Annotated in this window: 14 protein-coding genes; 13 read left to right on the forward strand and 1 reads right to left on the reverse strand. The window is 60.8% G+C overall.

Features of this window, described 5'->3' with window-relative positions; translation table 11 throughout:
- Nucleotides 1-39: 39 nt before the first annotated feature.
- The 7 genes from YU9_RS0116980 (at nt 40) to YU9_RS0117010 (ending at nt 6,248) form a co-directional block, all read left to right on the forward strand.
- Entirely contained in the window at nt 40-351 is a 312-nt protein-coding gene (locus YU9_RS0116980; protein WP_027573934.1) for a hypothetical protein, read from the forward strand.
- 754 nt (nt 352-1,105) lie between these two features.
- Nucleotides 1,106-1,387: a hypothetical protein gene (locus YU9_RS47775; protein ID WP_156951943.1), complete on the forward strand. Its 282-nt coding sequence runs from the start codon at nt 1,106-1,108 to the stop codon at nt 1,385-1,387.
- Nucleotides 1,388-1,601: 214 nt separating this feature from the next.
- Nucleotides 1,602-1,886 (forward strand): hypothetical protein, encoded by a 285-nt coding sequence (locus tag YU9_RS0116985; RefSeq protein ID WP_027573935.1) that lies wholly within the window; start codon nt 1,602-1,604, stop codon nt 1,884-1,886.
- A gap of 28 nt (nt 1,887-1,914) precedes the next feature.
- Nucleotides 1,915-2,856, forward strand: coding sequence for a DUF2304 domain-containing protein (locus YU9_RS49040; RefSeq protein WP_063623717.1), 942 nt, complete (start codon nt 1,915-1,917; stop codon nt 2,854-2,856).
- A gap of 53 nt (nt 2,857-2,909) precedes the next feature.
- Nucleotides 2,910-3,611: a M12 family metallopeptidase gene (locus tag YU9_RS0117000; protein ID WP_051380411.1), complete on the forward strand. Its 702-nt coding sequence runs from the start codon at nt 2,910-2,912 to the stop codon at nt 3,609-3,611.
- Nucleotides 3,612-3,616: 5 nt separating this feature from the next.
- Nucleotides 3,617-4,612 carry a caspase family protein gene (locus YU9_RS0117005; RefSeq protein ID WP_027573937.1) on the forward strand — a complete coding sequence of 332 codons (996 nt, stop codon included), beginning with the start codon at nt 3,617-3,619 and terminating at the stop codon, nt 4,610-4,612.
- Nucleotides 4,613-4,625: 13 nt separating this feature from the next.
- Nucleotides 4,626-6,248, forward strand: coding sequence for a hypothetical protein (locus tag YU9_RS0117010; protein WP_027573938.1), 1,623 nt, complete (start codon nt 4,626-4,628; stop codon nt 6,246-6,248).
- Between the two features lie 447 nt (nt 6,249-6,695).
- Here YU9_RS0117010 and YU9_RS0117020 read toward each other — a convergent pair whose 3' ends face one another.
- Complete coding sequence (locus YU9_RS0117020) at nt 6,696-7,877, reverse strand: serine protease (protein ID WP_027573940.1); 1,182 nt, start codon at nt 7,875-7,877, stop codon at nt 6,696-6,698.
- A gap of 35 nt (nt 7,878-7,912) precedes the next feature.
- Between YU9_RS0117020 and YU9_RS0117025 the strand changes: the two genes are divergently transcribed.
- From YU9_RS0117025 to YU9_RS0117055, 6 genes are all read left to right on the forward strand, one after another.
- Nucleotides 7,913-10,981, forward strand: coding sequence for a DNA/RNA non-specific endonuclease (locus YU9_RS0117025; protein WP_156951945.1), 3,069 nt, complete (start codon nt 7,913-7,915; stop codon nt 10,979-10,981).
- Between the two features lie 40 nt (nt 10,982-11,021).
- Nucleotides 11,022-12,731: a serine protease gene (locus tag YU9_RS0117030; RefSeq protein WP_036017361.1), complete on the forward strand. Its 1,710-nt coding sequence runs from the start codon at nt 11,022-11,024 to the stop codon at nt 12,729-12,731.
- A complete protein-coding gene (locus YU9_RS41625) occupies nt 12,728-13,825 on the forward strand; it encodes a MoxR family ATPase (RefSeq protein ID WP_051380412.1) in 1,098 nt (365 codons plus the stop codon). Before YU9_RS0117030 ends, YU9_RS41625 begins: the two co-directional genes overlap by 4 nt.
- The gene (locus YU9_RS0117045) at nt 13,801-16,566 is read left to right on the forward strand and encodes a hypothetical protein (protein ID WP_156951946.1); all 2,766 of its coding nucleotides are present in this window, start codon (nt 13,801-13,803) and stop codon (nt 16,564-16,566) included. The genes YU9_RS41625 and YU9_RS0117045 overlap by 25 nt, the downstream gene beginning before the upstream one ends.
- Nucleotides 16,550-18,595 carry a WD40 repeat domain-containing protein gene (locus tag YU9_RS0117050; RefSeq protein WP_027573944.1) on the forward strand — a complete coding sequence of 682 codons (2,046 nt, stop codon included), beginning with the start codon at nt 16,550-16,552 and terminating at the stop codon, nt 18,593-18,595. Before YU9_RS0117045 ends, YU9_RS0117050 begins: the two co-directional genes overlap by 17 nt.
- Nucleotides 18,596-18,895: 300 nt before the next feature.
- Complete coding sequence (locus YU9_RS0117055; RefSeq protein ID WP_027573945.1) at nt 18,896-19,573, forward strand: hypothetical protein; 678 nt, start codon at nt 18,896-18,898, stop codon at nt 19,571-19,573.
- Nucleotides 19,574-19,787: the final 214 nt, after the last annotated feature.

Raw genomic sequence — 19,787 nt, forward strand, 5'->3', positions numbered from 1 at the left:
TTTGCACCACGCACGGACGGATCGAGAAAGGATACAGCAATGGCCTACTGGACAGTGATCGGCACGGGAATCGAGGGCGATGTTCAAGGCAAGACCTTCGGCGTGACGCTCGATACCGACACCGGCAAATGGACCGTCGGCGGCGCCAGCGTCGACAAGTTCTTCATCACCAAGAACGGGACATTCAAGTTCGTCGGCGTTCCCGAGAACGGCACGCAGTTGCTCAGTCCCCAGGTGGCGGAAGTGGCATTCTTCAAGGCGCTCAATGGAAGCTCTGCGGTCGGCAGCACCGGTACGGGCCGGGCGTCAGAGAAGGGCGTCAATTTTAATTGGAAGCTGGAAAGCAAGTAACGCAGACAAGGAAATACCACAGCTATTGAATTTGTCTGGAACAGGTTGTAGTGTAGGTCAACCGCTACCGATATCAAGACAATATTTGGTTCAGGTCATATTTCTAGGCTGCGACGCGTGTCGCCCGGTTGTCGCTCGTTGATCATGCAAAGTCCGAAGTGCGCTTAGATCGATAGTCCGCGACAGCAGCGTACCCGTTAAGCAAGCCGAAAGTATCGAACAAGCTTCACTAAGATGAACTTCGAGGACAAATCCTGTTCTTCGTCATCAGCGGTGCGGGAGAAGCAGATTTTGGCAAACTCATAAGACGCAATTAGGAATATAATGCCGAGAATGCAAGTTCGCTGGTCTGTCCGAAAACGGAAGCAGAGATGTGCATTGTGGTGGCTGTCTGTCTTCCACACTGCGACAGGGTGCGTCACCAAAAACTGTTGACGCTGTTGAAGAAAATGCGAAGCTAAGTTTTACAACCTTGCGGGGATTGTCGGCTTCGAAGCAGGCTGGTCGACCAGGAACACCTGCTGATCCAGGAAAGCGCTAGCATCGCCAATTTAAGCGTGGGGTGCATCAAGCGATTGATGCGAGCATCGCAGAGATGAGTAGCTAAAGAGCTGTATTAGTAAAAGCATTTTCCCAGCGTCACGAGTTTGTTCAAGCAAGAGGGAAATGCCCTCAATCATTTCTTGAATGGCTCGCGCGCGAACACCGGGCCTTAAACGATATCTATTCAGATGCTGAGTTCGGAGAGCCCCACATGGGCCACAACGCAAATTTGAGGTTCTGGAAAGCCTGGGAAGACCGCCGTGAACCGGGAAGTGATCTCGATACGAACAAGCGGACGCTCATTGTCGCCGGCGAGGTGGAAGTGGACACCCCTACATTGCCCATACTGGAAGAAGATACAGGACGAAGTGCCGGGTCAAAAACACTTTACTTGAGTTTCAATTTTGGCCGCTTCACGGGCGCGATTCCTGGAAACCGGTCTGGTTTAAAAGAGAGATCAAATCGAGGGAATACGAGAGGATCCAGCTGCTGATAGACGGACATCCGGCAACTGGAGGTCACCTCGAGATTGAACCGAGCCCTGCAATCTCCTCGCAAGATGGGTAGAGGTCATTACTTGGTGAGGGAAAGCATCCAGAGCGTCAACTCAACATCTGCTCCAGTGGGCGACCGTTCTGAGCTTGCGGGAGGACGATCTCATCGAAATGGGGCTCGCCCCGATTTGTGCCTGGCGAAGGGATGAGCCGATGCATGGCTCAAGCATCATTGCGGCTATCATGCCGGCTTTGGGGGCTGCATCGGTCGGCGCTGTCGTGGCTCTGATCGTCGCAGACCGGATCGTTCGCGCCCGGCCGGTCGAAACACGGACACGACTTGTTTCCGCGGCCTGGGCGCTGGCGCTCGTGGTTGGTGTAACGGCGCAGGCGGCTTGGCTCGCCGGCCCGGGCGTGCTGCCGTGGCTGGCCGCCGGCATGGCGATGGGCGGATCGACGCGGCTGACGGTGCTGAAAGCCTGGCACCGGCTGCCGTAAAACGGAACGAACGCGTTAAGGGGAGAGCATGGACTGGAAAATCGCAGGTGCCCTGGCATTCGGCCTGGTGCTGGGCTGGAACGTCTATTTCGTCAACCGCTACCGGCGCGGCGACATCAGCTTCGGCGACCTGACGACGCTTATCGGCGTCGTGGGCGGCGCGGCCGTCCTGGCGCTCTTTCCCAACGACACAAACCTGTTCGGCGCCTATGGCGTCGGCCTCGGCATCGGCTTCTTCGCCTATTTCCTCCTACTGCTCGGCTTCGTGAAGATCTCGCCCAACTTCGATTCCGACTGGTTCCTCGACGGCCGGCGCAAGAACCCGCAGGAAGGTTTTGGATACGGCGCGGATACCCGCCCGACGCTGGCGCCGATGTATCCTGAGCCGCCGCGCCTGCCGCAGCCCAAGCCCGAGGCGTCGAACGTCAACATAAACTTCCATGGCACCAATCCAGGCGAGGGCTCGATGGTGGCGCCGAGCTCGGCGGCGCCACGCACGCTTTCGGCACCCAACCCGGATGCGACGCGGGTGCAGCGGGCCTGCGCCGAGGTCTGGTCGAAAACCGGCCCCTCCGGTCCGTTCAAGGGGGCAAGCTACCTCTTCGTTATAGAGGTGGCGCATCGCCTGGGCATCAGCCTGTCGGGCACCTCGGACCAGATTATCGACGCCATCACCGGCAGCGCGTCATGGACAGCACTGGCCGACGGCTCGGCGGCGCGCGAAGCGGCCGCGCAGGGCAAGCTGGTTATCGCCGGCGTCAGGTCGGATGCTGGCTCGCCGCCGCAAATGGACGGGCAACTCGCCATAGTGACCGCCGGCTCGATGAATGCCGGCGGCTGGGCGCCGTCAGGCTACTGGGGCAGCACCGATCCCGAGATTGCTGACCTTGGTGGGGCCGCAGCGCCAATCAGCGACCGCTTCAGGGCGGAGCTGAAGGACAAGATCATCTACCGCTGCCGCGACATTTGAGGGCTGATACGATGTCCGACACAAACATTCACGACCATCGGTTCTGCTCGTGCATGGAAGACGCAGGCTTCCAGCCGCCCAGCGCCAACGGCCTCAACGCGCGTGCCGCATTGCTGAATGCCGCCTTCTGGGGGCGTGGCGTGAAGCTGCGCGTCTCCTTCATGGAGGGCGCGACCGACCTGAAGCGGCGCGTCGCCGCAATCGCCAGGGCTTGGCCCGACGAGACCGGGGCGAACTTCGGCCTTGAGTTCTGGATCGACAACCACCTCGATCCTGCGGCGGCCGATATCCGGATCACCTTCACGCCGGGCATCGGCAGCTTTTCCAGGCTCGGCCGCTTCGCCCAGGCGGTCGACCGCACGCAGCGCACGATGAACCTGGGATGGATGACGATGGCGCTGCCCGAGCCCGATGCGCGGGCCGTCGTCCTGCACGAATTCGGCCATGCGCTCGGTCTGGTGCATGAGCATATGAACCCGGCCAAGGCCATCCAATGGAACAAGGAAAGGGTGCGGGCCGACATGCGGGCCTCGCAGGGCTGGTCCGATGAAAAGATCGACGCGAACATGTTTCACCGCTACGACAAAAGCGAAGTGTTCAACACCGACGTCGATCCGACATCGATCATGATGTATCCGATCCCTCCCGAATGGACGCAGGACGGGTTCACGGTCGGCGAAAACACGCAGCTTAGCGCGATGGACAAGGCCCTGATTGTCAAGGCATACGGCAAGCGTCCGGTGTTTGGCGGGTAGTAGCCATGGCTGCTAGCGCGATCGTGGTGGGCATTGGCAGCTACCCGAAATTCGGGAAGGACGGGGCTTCGCCGAATGACCTGCACGGGGCCGTGGAGGATGCCAAGGCGGTAACGAAATGGCTGCTCGAAGTCGCCAAGGCCGAGGTGACCCTGATTACATCTGACGGTTTCAACGGAAAGGCCTGGACGTTCGACCACATCCTGCCCATCCGGCCGATCGGTGCGGATCTGAATGCGGCCTTCGACCCCTTCGCGAAGTCGAATGCGCCGGCCATGGGCGACCGACTCTACGTCTATGTGGCCGGGCACGGCCTGGCGCCGAATCCACGCACGCGCTGCCTGATCACGGCGGAAGCGCAGCTCCCCTTGGTGCCCAATCTCGAGGTGCCGGCATGGATCGACTGGTTTACCACCCAGACCCGCTTCGATGAGCTGGTGTTGTGGATGGATTGCTGCGGCACGCAGGCGCTGGACTATACGCCGACCAAGCCGACGGGCCTGGCCAATGTCGCCAGCCGCGCGGGGCAGCCGGCCAGAGTGTTCATGGCGTTCGCCTCCGGCTTCGGGCGCGACTCCTATGAAGGGCCGATCGGACCGGGCGGCGAGATGCGTGGCCTCTTCACCGCCCGCCTGCTCAAGGGCCTCGAGGGCGGGGCCGCCGACGACAATGGCGAGGTGCGTTCCGCCTTGCTCGCCAATTTCCTGCGCAACGGCTCGCTCAACGCTGCGGGCGGCGAGGCGCAGTTCGCCATGGTGCCCCACGAAGACGACATGGTTTTTGCGGCCAACCAGCCTCACCCGATCTACCGGATCCGGGTGCAAGTGGCGGACGGCACTGATATGCTGCTGACCAGCCCGCCGGGGCCGCTTTCAAAAGCGGCCAAGGTTAAGGACGGATGGGTCAGCTTCGCGCTCGGTGTCGGCCTTTACAAGCTCAAGGGAGGCGGGCTGGAGCGTATTTTCGAGATCGGCGCCACCACGCCGGCCGATATCGAATAGGGAAGGCTGCACCATGCCGCAGCTCGATGTCTACACGAACGACGACGCCGAAGTGTTCGTCATGAACGCCGCGCTCAGCCGGGTGGCGCGATCGGTCGGGGGGTTCAGCGACAGCCTGAGTGCTGGGCTCTACAAGATCCGGGTAGTCAGGGCAGGCACTGTGAAGGAGCAGCTGATCGAGCTCACAGCCAAGCCTCAGCAGCTCCATCTGTTCGTCAGCCAGTTTTCCGCGATCGCGCCGATCGGACCGATGCTGACGGATGTTGCCGCCGTCCAAACGCTGGCGCAGAAGGCACTGGGCAAACAGAGCAAACCCTGCATCCTGGTGCTTGCGCATCAGCGCGCCGAGACGGCCGATCGCGAGAAGCCCTTTGGCGGCGCTTCGATCTTCCCTTGGCGCAGCACAAGGCGCGCCGTCAGGCTGGACAATCGGCGCCGAAACGCAAGCATCGGCGATGAACTCTGGTCGGCGGTGGCCGTCAGGGCCGATCCGGCGGACGGGCCTTTCGTGCTGGAGCTCAACCAGGGCGCGCAGGTTTCGCGGCAGGCCGTATTGGTGGCCGAGGGCTGGCAGACGCGCATCTTCCTGCGGGCCGGCAATGCCGACACGGCGGTCGGCGCAGCAGCATCCGCGACCGAAATGCACGGAGCTCGCGCGAAACAAGGAGACACGCCGCAGTTCGATGTTTCGATCCAGATGGCGCGGCCGGGTGCCAGTGTCGTCTATTCCGACCATTGGGAAACCGTGGAAGTGGCAAGAAACGCGCTTGAGCGGGGTAGGGCGATCTTCACCGGGGAAACGCTGGTGTCTCAGCTCCTCTACGAGAAGTTCGACAATCCGATCACCGGCTTGACCGGCCTGCACCTTTTCCTGGACGCCAAGGAAAGATCCGAGGCGGGCGACGCAACTTACGAGCTGAAATCTACTACGAAAAAGGCACTTAGCCGAGAGGGACAAGAAATTGCGGACGAGGTGTTGGCGAACCTGACGAAGCTGCTGCATCCTGATCGCGCCGCGGCTGCGGAGAAGCAATTGAAGGACGACGGCACCCGACGGGAATATTGGGAAATCGAGGCAGCGCTGCAGGAGGTGCTGCTTTATCCGGACCCCGACTGGCCGGAATCTCCCGACCTCACTGCGCTGCGGCTGCGTGCCGGGCGCTGCAAGCAGCAAGTGTTTGTGCCGAGCCCGGCAATGTTTCGGGTGAGTTGGGACGTGTTGAAGGCGAATGCGGCACGCGACGGGCTGACCTGGATCAGTCGGGAGCTGTGGAGCAGCACCGGCGCGGCGGGCTCTCGTGGGCCATATCTTGCCTGGGCGCGCGGCCGTCATTCGGTGGAGCGCACGCTGCAGCGTGTCCGCGACCAGATTGAAAAGCAGTCGTATGCGCAAGTATTCATTCAACAGGTTCTGGCGGAGGGGAGGACGGACACTGCCCACCCCGGAGCAGCTCTGGAGGCGGTTATAGCCGATCACGGGGGGCTTCCCCTGGAGTCGGCAGCGATCCGGCCGGATCTGGAGGCGATCCTCGACAGCGGGGAAGATATGGCTACCGAGACCGCCAAGCATGAACTGGCCGCCAGTTTCAGCCTCCCGCTTTCCATCCTGCAAAAGGCACCACGTAACAAGTTGTGAGGTTGCGCCATTGGCAGCCGCGGCGAACGCTTGCCCCACATGACTGGTGCGGAGGCGCTGGGAGAGGAGAAAGCCGATGGCACGCAAACCGGAAACCTGACAATGGGCATGGCGAGATCGATGCCGGCCAGCGACGAGAGCGAACGAAAAGTCACGGTCCCTGAGCAACAGCATGGGCCTTCCGCCGTTCGCTCTCAGCGTGCAGGGCACTTCGTTTGATCTTGTCCGTGAATTCGCCGATAAGTAGAGCCTGGATGAGGGCTTGCAAATGCAAGTGCGATCACTCGCTGACCCCTGCTTCGTTGGCGCAGATCTCGAAACTTGAGGCTACGCATTGATTTGCGTGATGGGAGAGTTGGGCAAGATTTCAGAGCGTTTCTACTGGCGCGAGGGGCGGGCCCACTCAGACCTTGACAGGAAGACGCGCCGTGCGATCACTAAACCGTTCTACCTTGGGCGATCCTCTGCAATCGCCCGATCGACGGCGCGAATGATATCGGGCATGGCCGCAAAAGAATGCGCGTAGTTTCGGCCCCGATACTCTATTTCATCCGGGCCATAGCGGACTTCGTAGCCGCTGAAATGAAGGCCGGCGACCTTAGGCTCGCCCATGCTGTCGAAACCGAGCAAGACCGAACCGGAGCTGCCGCCCAGCGTCGTCGCATCGTGCCCGATCGTTCGTTTCGTGCCGTTGTCAACGCCTTCCAATCCCAGCACGATCTCTCCGGGCGATAATCGCTTGACGCCCAGCTTGTCGTTAAAGAGCCGAAGCAGCGTTGACTGTGGCAACCGCGAGCTGGCGGTCGTTCCGGGATAGCCGATCGCATACAGATCGCTGCCGACAGTCATTTCTTCCGATGGCACGAGGACCGAAGGGAGCGGCGACGGGAGATCATTCTCATTTGTGTGCTTCAGTTTCAGGATCGCCAGATCCAGAAGCGTCAGATCCACATTCCGACGATCGATATGTTTGTCGCCGCAGTAGACGATCTTGCTGATGGCATGTTGTGGACGCTGCTTCGGTTCATCGGCTTCGAAGCCGAAGCAGATTGTTGCCTTGCGCAGGGGGCTAAGCTCCAATAGCGGCGCGGTTGGATCGTTGGACAATTCCTGGGCGACATGTCGGTTGGTGACGACATAACCCGGTCGAATCATCCAGCCGGTTCCGAGCTGACGGCCATGGTTGTCGATCCGGCCGACACGCGGTGAAATCTCGGCGATCGCCTTTGCGTAGGACTTCAACTCGTCCGCCCAAGCTCCCGCCATCGGGTCGTCGGGCGCGATCGCATTTTCCTTGATGAGGAGAGGCGGGCGGGTTCCGTCAGCGATCGCAATCGCCTCCAGCGCCGTCTCGTCAGCCGGGCTGAGCCCCGCGGTAACGCCTTCGGCGAGAAGTTTTTCGCCAACCTTCCCGCATTGCGAGATAACGAGGCGATCGGCATCAGTCAGCCGGTCGCGCCCGCCTGCTGCCTTCGTGAGTTTCTCTTCCAGCGTTGAAATCGCCTGCTCAACGGTCTCTCGGCTGGGCGCATCGCTTCCGTCAACGGCCTCGATGGCGGTGGCGTTTTCGGTGTTTGCCTTCCTGTTGCGGATCGCGGCGTTGACGTAGCGCCGAAGCGGTCCAGACATATGCTCCCCCGTTCGATACGCATCGGACAGCTGTGTTGCCCCAGCATGCATCAGATTGCATTCCGGATTGTCTTGCAACCGGAAATATGTTCCGATGCGAGGATTGGAATTTTGAAATTATTTATTTTGGGGCGATGACTGTGACGAACGATGCAGGATCAACGTCTGTTGCCCGGGTCTTGGCCAATCTTGAAGCCTCTGAACCAGTGGTCGTCCTCGAAGGGGCAAGCGTCATCGCTTCGCCCTTCAGCAAGGCGCAGCTTGAGGCGGAAACCGGTCACGAGCCCGAATTTTTAGGATCCGGGGCGTTGGCACCGCTTCCGGACCTCAAGCACCCCGAGGACATTGCTGCTCGTCGCGACAAGCTGATTCGCTGGCTCGATTACCGGCACTTCTCAATTCTGTTCGACGCCCGCAAGAAGCAGGCGCTGGCGACGATCGTTGATATCGACGGTGAGAAATTTGAACCGATCAAGCGGACGAAAGGCGACAAGTGGTATCATGATCCTCGCCTTGCGACAGAAGACCAGCCGCAGGCGCGTCACTTCTCGAAGCCGGACCCGCGCATCGATCCGGACAAGAACCACTTTGCCTTCGGCCATCTCGTGCGCCGCTTGGATCCTTGCTGGAATCCGAAAAGAGCCAAAGGCGCCGCCAAGATCGGTGAGCTGCAATCATTCTTCCTGACCAATGCCTCGCCGCAGGCGGAGGACCTGAATGAGGGCATCTGGAACAATCTCGAAGACCTGGTGCTGAATGATCTGACCCAACGGTTGAAGGTGCGCGCTGTCGTGATCTCCGGACCGCTGTTCGACGATGTCGAGCGTCGGCGAATTCATGACGAAATGCCGGTGGCCAGCCAGTACTTCAAGATCGTCGCCTGGAAATCTGACGATCGCCTCGTTTCCGTCGGATGGGTTCAGCGCCAACCCCCGGACCTGTTGCCGCCCATCGTAGCTGAGGCGCTCCCCTTCGAGGAGCCCGACAAGAAAGGTAAGACGAAGGCCAGCCTGATGTGGCTGCGACCGATCTCCGAAATTGCGGCCATGGCCAATCTCGACCTTTCAGCATACGAGGCTGGCGACACGTATTCGCTGCGCAAGCCCCGGGTATCGCTCGAAACGGTCGTTGCGAGCGAGTCAGCCGACATCTTCAACGCGGATGATTTGTTGCTCACTGGCGTGTTGCCCCTGGACGACGCGGAGGCCAGGTCGCCGATCGTCGGGGTTACTCGCCCGATGCTCGCGTATCGGGAGCAGGAGGAGGGGGATCCGCGGTCTGGCACCGCGCCATCAGCGAGTGCCGTGCTTGAATCGATTTCGGCCTCGCGCGCTTCGGAGAAGGCCTGCAATCTGATTGTCGAGTACGAAACCGGCGGGCGTGCGTATTACGAGAACCACTACAAGAAGCGCCCGGTCTGGCCGAAGGAAGCATCCGGCATCACGATCGGTTTCGGGTATGACCTTGGCTATGTCAGCAAAGACGAGTTCGAGCGCGACTGGGCGCAACTGCCTTCCGACGACCTTGCACTGCTGGCGACTACGCTTGGAATGCGAGGCAAGAAAAACTCCGACGACGACATGAAGGCTGCGCTTGCGAAGGTGAAGCGCGTTGTCATCGAGTGGGAGCTTGCTGAGACCGTGTTCAGGAAGGCCACCCTGCCAAAGTTCGAGACGCTCACGAGCGAAGCGCTTCCCAACGTCGCCATGTTGTCCGGCGACAGCTTCGGCGCGCTGGTCTCGCTCACGTTCAATCGCGGGGCTGCCTATTCACGTCAACCCAAGCATGAAGAGCAGGACCGCTGGGTGCAGATGCGCGCAATTCGCCAGGCGATGCACGACCGGCGCTTTGAGAAAATTCCTGCGCTGATCATCGCCATGATTCCGTTGTGGAAGGGGACGGATATCGAAAAAGGAATGACCCGGCGGCGGACCGACGAAGCGGCGCTATTCCTGGGAGGCTTGTCCGCCTCACCGCTTCCCGAAAGCTTAGAAGCGCGTATCGAGGCGGAGAGCGCTGAACCCCTCGACGATGCGGAGCGCTGGCCGGATCAGACTGAGGAGGATATTGCCCAAGCGGAAGCGGCCGGACCGGTCATCACGCTGGAGGCTTCGGGCGTCAGCTGGGGTGCGGATGTGGAGTCAGCTGACTATGCGCATTTGAAGCAGCCGCCGGGCATCGGCCTGTCGTTTTCGCTTGTAGCGGCGGACCTCGAGCTGCTTGCGAAGCTCAATGACTTCGCGCTCGATCAGGCGGGCGAGCGTGTCCTTTTCGGACTGCGCGGTGCAATGATCGTCACCGACCACACCAGTGCGTCGGGCATAACGCTGAAAGACCTGCGACCGGATCACGAGACGCCGCGCTGCGTCCTCGGAGTCTGGGATCGTGCGGCGGGGACCGTCTCGGTCTTTCCGGGGTCGACTGTTCCAAACTCTGCAGCCGTACGGCGCTGGCGCGCATCGCGTGACATGGGGAACCTGCTTGCGACAGGGTGCTACGGTTACGTAGCAGGAACGCATAACGGCAAGCCTGGCTGCCTGCTTCTTCGGGAGACGATCGCGAAGAGGCGCAAGGTCGTCGTCAGGCGCTCCAGCGAGGATCTGACGTACGATCTCTCTGACCTCGCCGATCCATGCGCACCGGGCGACAACATCCATCCGACGTTCCGCCTCAACATGTCGAGTTTTTCGTCGGTCGGCTGTCAAACCGTGGTCGGCATGGCAACGGTGGGCGGCGACCACAGCGGTCCGTGGGCGAAGTTCAGGATGGCCGCCGGCTTGCCGAAAAGCGACGGAACGCCGTTCGTGTACATGCTCCTGACCGGCGCCGAGGCAAGGCTCGCATCCGGCTTGAGGCGCAACGGACTTGCGGATGACCCAGTCTCGCTCGCGGGACTGAGTCGGTTGCGGTTCGGCTCGAACGGCGAAGCAGTCAAGCGCCTGCAGCGAAAACTCGGGATCGAATCGCCCGACGGCGATTTCGGACCGACGACTGCGATGCGTTTGCACGAGCGACAGCGCAGCTTTCCCGGTGCGTCGGGAAGTGACGGGATCTACACGCGCGAACTGGACGTTGCGCTGGGCTGGGCGGTGCTGCAGGCATGACAATGGAAGTCGTCCGTAATCGTTGAGGAGCCGTCTGAGCGTGAACAACCAGGCGCGGAACGGATTCGAAGTCTCAAGTCCGGCGTCGAACGAGGATGCGCTGCAGGCCCTTGGGAGTGGGCGCATTCTGCCGGCCAGGCAGCAGTGGGTGCTTGAGATGAGGCGGTATGCCTGCGCCTGCTCCGTCGTCGTCGGCGGGCAAGGTAACGGTTCCGGACTTCTGGTCGGACCGGATCTGGTCCTCACCAATTATCATGTCGTCATGACTGACAACGGAGATTTGCACGCGGCAAGCAACATCAAGTGTCGATTTGGGTACTTCGAAACTGGAGAGTTCGCCGATGGCCAGCATAACTGGGCAGACGTGATGGGGATTGTGACCTTCAGCGGCGTTGCACCGGGAGACAAGGAGCTCAAGACCGCTGCTTCGGACTTTGTCGACGCTGCAAGCGACGATTTGTACGACTACGCGCTGCTACGATTAGCCAAACCTGTCGGCGCATCCGCCGGAAAGGCATTGACGGGCAATCTCGACCCGCTCGGATGGGTGCTGTTGGTCCCGGACCAGGAATTGCCCGCGCAGGGCCAGCCGGTTTCTGTCGTCCAGTTTCCGGAGAGAACAGGGGCCGCGGGCCGAGGCTACGCGCAGGAGGCCAGCAGTATCGGCTCCGGCAAGCTCATCGCCCTGATCGCGGACGGTGTCCGTGTAGAGCATAGCGCGCCTACCCGCAAGGGCGCATCTGGAGGAGGTGTCTTCGATTCCGAGGCCAGACTCATCGGCCTGCATGTCGCTGGCAAGGATCGGGCGGACAAGACCGCCGAAAATCGTTTCATTCCGATCAGCCGGATTCTCAGCGACATCAAGCGCAAGAACGAGGCCGTTTTCAAGGAAATGGTTGCTGCCAATCCGCCTGATCCGACTGTCTTCGGGCTCTCGCGAAAGATGAAGAACGCAATCGAAGAACGCGTCGCTGCGGCCAAGGTCGTCCTCGGACGCCAACTGGAGCACGCAAGGATATTGCAGGCGTTTGCGAAAGAGACGGTCGTCAATCAGGTTCTCTACCAATACAAGCTCGACGGGTTCGACTACTTCGTGAGGCGCATCAGGGAGATCAGCACAGCCCGCCTCGAGAACCGCACGATCGCGGATGTCCAATCCGAATTTCTGCAGGGTAAGTCCGGCAAGGGCGACGCCTTCATTGCTTGGGAGAATGGATCGTTCACCTGGCCCAGATTCGACGCCAGCGAGGATGAAGCCAGGTCCGATATGCAGCTCATGCTTGAAAATTATGGATACAAGCCGCGGACTCTGCTTGTGATTGACGTTGGCGATCTCGAATGCAGGAATCCTGCGACAGAACGGCAATTCATCAAACTGTTCGGTGAGGTGTTATGGGAATACGCTAGCCGGCAGGCGGGTGGTGCGACCTCAAGGCCGATGTATCAGGCCCTCGTTGCCTATCGGCGTCCTGCCAGCGCGTTTGACATCAAGCCTTTTTCACCGCTTTGGAAAGACACTGCCGCACCCCAACGATGTGGTGTCAGCGTTACTCTGACCAAGCTGCAACTCAATGACGTTCTGGCGTGGGCGCAGGCGTTGAATTCTGCGTGGTCTCCCGAACAGGTTGACGTTCAGGAAGACGATTTCGGGCTTGAACTGGACATGTCTGCGGCCCTGGAGATTCTCAACAAGACGATCAGCACGGCTGCGACAAAGCTCGTCGAAAGGACACTGGAGGCCGCGGGATGACGCTCTTCAATGTTTTCAGTTCGACCTCCGGCATGCTCGCGGAGTCTGAACTCGCCGAGAACGATGAGCCTACGGGGAAGGGGTCGATCTATCGCTTCAATCCTACGATCGAAGCCGCCGTCGACGTGGCCATCGGATTGGGCAAGCCTTTGCTGGTAGCCGGCGAGCCGGGATGCGGCAAGACCGAGCTCGGTTATGCCATCGCGCGGCGCATGCGAATCAAGAATCTTTACTTCTTCGCAGTGAAATCATCATCGGAGGCGACCGACCTTTTTTATACCTATGATGCCATACGCCGCTTCCGGGAAGCGCAGCTCGCGGAGATAAGAGCCAGGGCGGCGTCCTCAACCGGCGGCGGATTCAGAGAGCCGGAAGTCGGCGACTTCATCAAGTATCGTGCGCTCGGACGTGCCATTCTCGATGCTCACCCGCACGAAAAAGTCGCATCCTTGTTGCGAGGGCGCAGCGCCCCGAAGCAGCCGAGTGAACCGCGGCGCTCCGTAGTCATTATCGACGAGATCGACAAGGCGCCGCGCGACTTCACTAATGATCTCTTGCGGGAGATTGAAGACGTCAGCTTTCGTGTGCCGGAGCTGCAGAACGAGGCCGGTTTACCTGATGCGACGCCCTCCGGCAGCACCATACCCGGCGGGCTGAAGCCGATCATCGTCATCACCTCAAACGAAGAGAGCCAGCTTCCCGACGCGTTCCTGCGCCGCTGCGTGTTTCTTGCGATCGACTTTCCTGACGACAAGTTGCTGCAGGATATTCTGGAGATGCACCTTGGCAACAAGCTGAAAGGGGCCGGGCCCAGCCTCTCGGGAGACGACCGCGCCATCCTGCTCAAATTCTTCGGCCGCTTGCGCGCACAGAACATGCAGAAGAACCCCGGCATTGCCGAACTGGTCGACGCGGGCCGCGTCCTTGCCGCGCGGCCGAATGGCAAGCTGGCGGAAGAGTGGTTGCCGCAGCTCGCCCCCGCGCTTGTGAAGCTAAAGTCCGATCTTGCGACATTCAAGGCGGTGCTCGGTGAGCGGGCCGCATCGAGGCCGACACAGGAGGGTGACACTTGGCCGTCACCACCGATCAGCTAAGTATCGATCCGGAGGAATTGATCCGAGATTACGAAGGCGCTCGGCGTGCAGCCGGCATCGGCCACCGGGAGTGGCGTCTGACGCCCGGACAGCACCTCGATCTCCACCGACTTGTTGCAGCGATGCGCGCACAAGGAGGGGTTGCCGCCGGCGGAGCCTCGGTTGATGTTTGGGTGAATTACCTTGCGCCGATCATCGCTGAGAGCGGGCCTGCAAGGCGCTTGTTGCAAGACGTTCTACAGTCGCAGCTCGCTCAACCCAATAGCGAGATTTCTGGAGGCGGGACCGGTTCGACATCGGAAGGAGCTGGTCTGCTCGCCAAGACGCGGCAAATGATGCGTGGAAGATCCAATGCCGCATGGCTGGCGCTGTTTCTTGCAGCCGCTGTCCTGATCAGCGCCGCGATCGCCCTCTATCCCCACATCTTTTTGCGCACGCCTAGCCGAATAGTGACCACCGTTCCTCCAAGCCGCGGCAATGTGCCGACGCCGCCGACGCCAGCTCCCCCGGCTCAGGAGGCCGCCGCAGCCGCGTTTAATCAGGCATGGAACGTGACGCTTGCGGTGGTCAGAGATCGAGACTTCATGGCGCAGGGGCTAACGCCGAGGCGTTTCGCGGCGGTTCACGCCGGTTTGGACCCGCGCCTTGGTACTCCTGACGTTCTGCTCGCGAACCTGCTTCGTACCTGGCCGTGGCCGCCTGACAAGTCCCTTGTCCTGTCAACGTCCAACGATCCATCCCAGCAAAATCCGATCAGGCCCCGCATCGATGGGCCGGCATTTGCCGCGTTGCGCCGCTTGACGGCCGAGGTTGCGGTCCTGCGCTCCGGGCTTCCGCGCGTGTTGTTTGAAGATCTCCGTCCGGAACTGTTGACATCGACCGACGTTGCAGAGACGGCGGCCGGTGCTGTGGCGAGTGTTCGGCCCAACAGGTGGAGCAATGCCTGGCTGCTGCTTTCTGGTGTACCGCTTTTGATCTATTGCCTGTTCGCCGCTGCGACGCATCGCAAGAAGGTCCAGCTGCTGGTTGACCGGTGGCTCGTCAGCGAACGACGGTCGATGCGCTGGCCCCGCGCGCTCGAAGGCATCAAGCAGACGAGCGCGCCACTTATGGAGGCTTCGCTCCCTCCGTTCGTCGACAGGCGCTCCTTGCGCGGCCTCATACGTTATGAACCGGCGCCCGGTAGGCGGCTCGATGCCCCGCGAAGCATCGCGGCCCTGATTCGCCAGGAAGGTATGGCTGCGCCTGTCATGCGTCCGGTGCGGCGCGCCGTCAGCTACGTTGTCATCGTCCAGCGTCGTCAGCCGCACGATCATGAACGGTTGCGTGTACGCCAACTGTTCGCCTATCTCGCCGATCGTGGCCTTCCCTTCTTTGCGTACGACTATGACTTTGACCCGCTGACGGTCAAACGCGCAGCGGCTGCTGCCGGCGACCAGCGCTCGGACGGTGTCAACGGTCGCGAGGAGCTGGTGCATCTGTCAGCTCTGCGCGACCTTCATCCGAAATCTCGCATGGTGCTGGTGACCGATGGGCGCGATCTGGTCGACCGCTTCAGCGGACGCGTCCGAGCCGATATTGCTCGCGCATTCGCGTTCTGGCGCGATCGCATGGTCCTGACGCCGGTGCCGATCGGCGACTGGGGCGAGGTGGAGCTGGCGCTCTCGCGCGATATCGGTGCGCCTCTTGGCCGGACCGGTGAGGAAGCTGTTGCCGATCTCGAGCAGGGCTTCCGTGCAGCCACGGACACGCCGCCCTACCGGCTGGCGCTGTTGCAGTCTCGCTCAGTGCCAAACGCCAGCGGCCGGCTGGATGCCTGGTGGCAAGCCGTCTCCGAACGCTTTGGCTCCTCCGCATTCCTGTCGCGGGGCGACGCGTTATCCTTCGACCAGCGCATGCTTACGACGGATATTCCGCCGCCCAACGAAACGATCGAGGCGATGGTTGACGATCTCTATCGCTGGCTCGGCGATCGCGGGTTTTACTGGCATGCCGCTTGCGCGATCTATCCACAGCTGCGGTTTGACCTGACCGTGCATATCGGTCGCGTCCTGCAGGCGGGACCGCAGCATGACGCGCCAGTGCTTCTGCAGGACACGGCGGAGGATCGTCGCGCATTCGAACGGATGACGGCTTTGCCTTGGTTCCGTTCGGGGCGCATGCCGGAGTGGCTTCGCCGAAGAGTTCTAGCTGCACTCTCTCGCGAAGATCTCGATCGCGCAACGGCCGTCATCGCCGACCTGTTCCGGAATGCGCCTGCGCGCGAAGGACCGTTGGCCGTATGGTGGCCGCGAACCGGCGCGCTTGCGATTCCGCCGGACGCCGTCATGAGTGAGGCGTTCCAAGGCGACATCAAGCACGAAGCGGAGCCCATCATCGTTTCCGAGGCGCGCAAGGCAGAACTTCTTCGAGCTGCTCGGCGCATGCAGCTGAAGCGCGAACTCACGACAGGGACGTTCTTTCTTCTTGCGTGCATTGGCCTTTGGCTGCTGATGCCTGACTTGACCCAAGCGCCGCATGTGCGCGGTGCGTGGTTTCCTGCGCTGGGTTTCGCAGTTTCTTGTGTCGCGGTGCTCACCACCTTCGTCTTAGTGCGGCGGGTATTTCGGACCGAGCCGCCACTTCCGCAGCCCCGGCCAGTGTCGCTACCACCTTCTGGTTCGCCGACGGTCGAACAGCATTCCAACGATTCGGAGTCGCAAAGAACAACGGGGGGGACGACGAATGCCGCGCCTGGCTAACGGGTTTGCAGGCGTCTGGAAGATGGCAACGGCATTCGTGCTGGCGGATGCCGTTGGCCGCCTCATTGTGATTGGCGGCGCCTTCCTAGCGGTACTGAGCGCGCTATGGTCTCAATCATACATCAATTCGGTGGCACCGCTGATTTCGCAAGAAATGTGGGACTCGGGGCCGATGGCGGGAGAAGTGAACCTGCCTGGTGTTGATTGGAGCAGAAGTGAGGCTGCTGTGACGGGCATCTTCTGGACCCCCGACGGCGCTATCGCTGTGGGCCGCAGAAGGTCCGGTACGCCGGCTTTTTTCAATGTTGACGGACAGCGCAGCACTCCTCCCGGCGCCCGCGGATTTAAAATCTGGTCGACCGGCCTCGCTGCTCCTGACGGAGAATTCTATTCAGCCAACGGATCAACTCAGATACTGACGCCAGGTGGTCTCTTCGCCGTGGATGCAAGCGGTGCCTTGGTGGTCACAGGCGCGGCCTCCGTCCGCAACCCTGATGGCTCGGCAGCACGTAGAATCGTAGGTCCAGGTCTGGAGAATGACGCCGTGTGGCGCATCGATCCGAACGAACCAGCTGCCGGTGGTGGAGCTCGCGCACGGCAGATCTCCAAAAGCGGATCGCAGATCACGGCACTGGCCGTTGCGCCATTCGAGGTGATTGCGGCTACAGTCGTCGGCCAGCTCGACATCAATCGAAATGAGGAGAAAGGGCCGGCGGTTGCGGCCGGCGTCCCTGGGCACAAAGCGCCAGTGTTTGCACTTGCGGCGGCGGATCCAGGGCGGCAAACCGTATCGGGCGCAACTCTCGCTTCGATTGCCACCGATCGATCAATCAAACTCTGGCGTTGGGGGCCGAATGAGCCGCTCGTGTCTCTCGACGTTTCGCTACCGGAGACCAGTCCTGAACTTGTTCTCGCGCCCGGCGGCCTTGCGCTGTCCCAATCGGGCAACACGTTGATGGTCCGCACGCCGGCAGGCGCGATCTTTGTCGCACGAACGACTGGTGAAAGCCGGGTTTCGCCGTCGCCCGACCCCAAGATCGCCGCTGAACGACGTTACCGGGTACAGTTCGTGGTCGATCATCTGGACCGTCGTGAGGTTACCACCAAGGAACTCGAGCGCGCGATCGCCGGCCAAGTCGTTTCCTTTTCCACCGACGAGGTGCGACGAGTGCGTGAGGCGATCGAGAAGGCAGTACCGGCCGCTGTTCTCTCGGAAGCCAGCGTGGATGAGCCGACCGCACTTTCACTTGCCGCCAGCGGAATTCCGTCCCTGTCGTTCATCCCGACGCCGCTTCGGCTTCGCGAAGTCGTCCTGCCCGCGCGCGTTACGGCAGCCACGTTATCGGGCGATGGGCGATGGCTCTATGCCGCCGGCGTCGATTGCAACATACGTGAGGTCGACGTTGAGGCCGTACTTGCATCGACTGAGGCGGCTCGCGAGACGCTCGTAGTCTCCGAATTTTCGGGACACGGCGGGATCGTGAATTACCTCGCGTTGTCGCCGGACGCGAAGTCGCTGGCGGCCGCCAGCATCGACGGCCGGGTCCGTATTCACCGGATCGGACATGGGCGGATCATATACGGCCTCCCACTGTCGGACGTTCCGACCGGACCGCATTGCCCGTCAACGGTTCCGATCACGGTCAACGTGCCGCCAATACAGCCTGCGCAGCAACAGCAACGGCAACAACAACAGCAGCAGCAACAACTCGCGGCGAGGGCGCCTGCGAGGGTCTCTATCAATTTCGCCGGAGATGTCGATCGCAAGAATGTGGTCGCGTTCGCCAACATGCTGCGCGATGGAGGTTTTGACGTGCTTGAAAAATATCCGGACGGACAGCTGGGCGGCAACAGGACAACCGGCGCCATCAATCTGAACGTCGTGCGCTACGGATCGGCCGACGATGAAGCTGACGCGCAACGGCTCGCAGCACTGGTCAGCGACAGGAGCCCGGCCGGCCGGCCTGTGAGAATTGAAAGGGTACCGACGGTGCAGCCACGCACGCTTGAGGTTTGGGTGAGTAACTGAGGATGTGACGGGGTCAATGGTATCGGGGTTACACGCTCAGTCGCGGCCGATGCCCTCGCCTGGAACGCTCTCTAAAGCGTTGCAACGAAGGCGATCGCCTCCGCAGTTGCTTGCACGTCATTTGGTAGAAATTCGCACTGATGACCAATCGATGTGTTAAGATGCGGCATATCTAAGACGACTAGAGGCACGACAATGGGCACAATCGAGGCAGTCGGGCGCGCCTGTATTGGAGCAATTTCGAATTCGGAGAGATGTAATCGACAAATCACTCTTCCGATTCCCCCTCAGCCAGTCAGGATGATTATTTACCTGATCTGTGCGTTCACCATTGCTTCGAATACGATGATAGGGCCAGCTTTGGCTGCTGATACCCCACCATATGTACAAATTTCGTTGGCCCTTATGACCGGCCTCTTAGGATTCATAGGCTCATGGATTGGCGCACAAGTAGCACTTGGCAATTTCAGAAAGCAGCGCGCATTCGATAAACAATTGGATTGGTACGAGCGGGCTGTGACCGCCATTCATGCGATGGCGGAGAAAATCATCATAGCTGTAAATTACGAGGATGAGCAAAGGTCCTCAAAGGTATTAGCCGCACAGTGGCGCGAGGTACAGCTGGCTCACAGAGCGATCGACCGCGTGGCGCAGGAGGCTCCTCTTTATGCGACGGATAACGCCTTGGCTGTTATTGCGGAAATTCAAAAGAAGGTTCAGGACGTCGCAGATAAGACAACGGCGTTCGATCCACCAAAATTTCCCGAAGGGGCCGACAAATACAAGCTGTTGAAAAAGATATACGCACTTGGCGAATTTCTCGAAGGAGCATCGCCCCCTTTGCTTCGCGAGGGTCGTCTTCACCTTGGGATTGGACGGACGAATTTCTGGCAGCGCATATCAGGACGCTCCAACGCGCTGGCAGCACCCGTAAGTGACCCGCCGGCGAAGGTTCGCAAGAACGATGGAAGCGCGTAGGAAGGATCCGGGCAGGGAGAACCCGCACTCGAAACTCGCGACGTCATGGCTGCACGGTGACGGCACCATCGGCGGAGCATCATCGGCAGCGAGCGGCAGCTTCTGGCGCGCAGCGGACCTACACGTCTAGGGTGGGTGGTCGAGTGAGTGGCGCGAGCGATCATCGTACAAAATAGGCGAGCGCACTCCCGATGATTGACGGTACCGGAAGCTA

This window comes from Bradyrhizobium sp. WSM1743 (genome assembly GCF_000473065.1).
Taxonomy (GTDB): Bacteria; Pseudomonadota; Alphaproteobacteria; order Rhizobiales; family Xanthobacteraceae; genus Bradyrhizobium.

Excerpts from the sequence above, each read along its gene's own strand:
- YU9_RS0116980 (WP_027573934.1), top strand. The coding sequence starts at position 40 with ATGGCCTACTGGACAGTGATCGGCACGGGAATCGAGGGCGATGTTCAA.
- YU9_RS47775 (WP_156951943.1), top strand. The coding sequence starts at position 1,106 with ATGGGCCACAACGCAAATTTGAGGTTCTGGAAAGCCTGGGAAGACCGC.
- YU9_RS0116985 (WP_027573935.1), top strand. The coding sequence starts at position 1,602 with ATGCATGGCTCAAGCATCATTGCGGCTATCATGCCGGCTTTGGGGGCT.
- YU9_RS49040 (WP_063623717.1), top strand. The coding sequence starts at position 1,915 with ATGGACTGGAAAATCGCAGGTGCCCTGGCATTCGGCCTGGTGCTGGGC.
- YU9_RS0117000 (WP_051380411.1), top strand. The coding sequence starts at position 2,910 with ATGGAAGACGCAGGCTTCCAGCCGCCCAGCGCCAACGGCCTCAACGCG.
- YU9_RS0117005 (WP_027573937.1), top strand. The coding sequence starts at position 3,617 with ATGGCTGCTAGCGCGATCGTGGTGGGCATTGGCAGCTACCCGAAATTC.
- YU9_RS0117010 (WP_027573938.1), top strand. The coding sequence starts at position 4,626 with ATGCCGCAGCTCGATGTCTACACGAACGACGACGCCGAAGTGTTCGTC.
- YU9_RS0117020 (WP_027573940.1), bottom strand. The coding sequence starts at position 7,877 with ATGTCTGGACCGCTTCGGCGCTACGTCAACGCCGCGATCCGCAACAGG.
- YU9_RS41625 (WP_051380412.1), top strand. The coding sequence starts at position 12,728 with ATGACGCTCTTCAATGTTTTCAGTTCGACCTCCGGCATGCTCGCGGAG.
- YU9_RS0117050 (WP_027573944.1), top strand. The coding sequence starts at position 16,550 with ATGCCGCGCCTGGCTAACGGGTTTGCAGGCGTCTGGAAGATGGCAACG.
- YU9_RS0117055 (WP_027573945.1), top strand. The coding sequence starts at position 18,896 with ATGATTATTTACCTGATCTGTGCGTTCACCATTGCTTCGAATACGATG.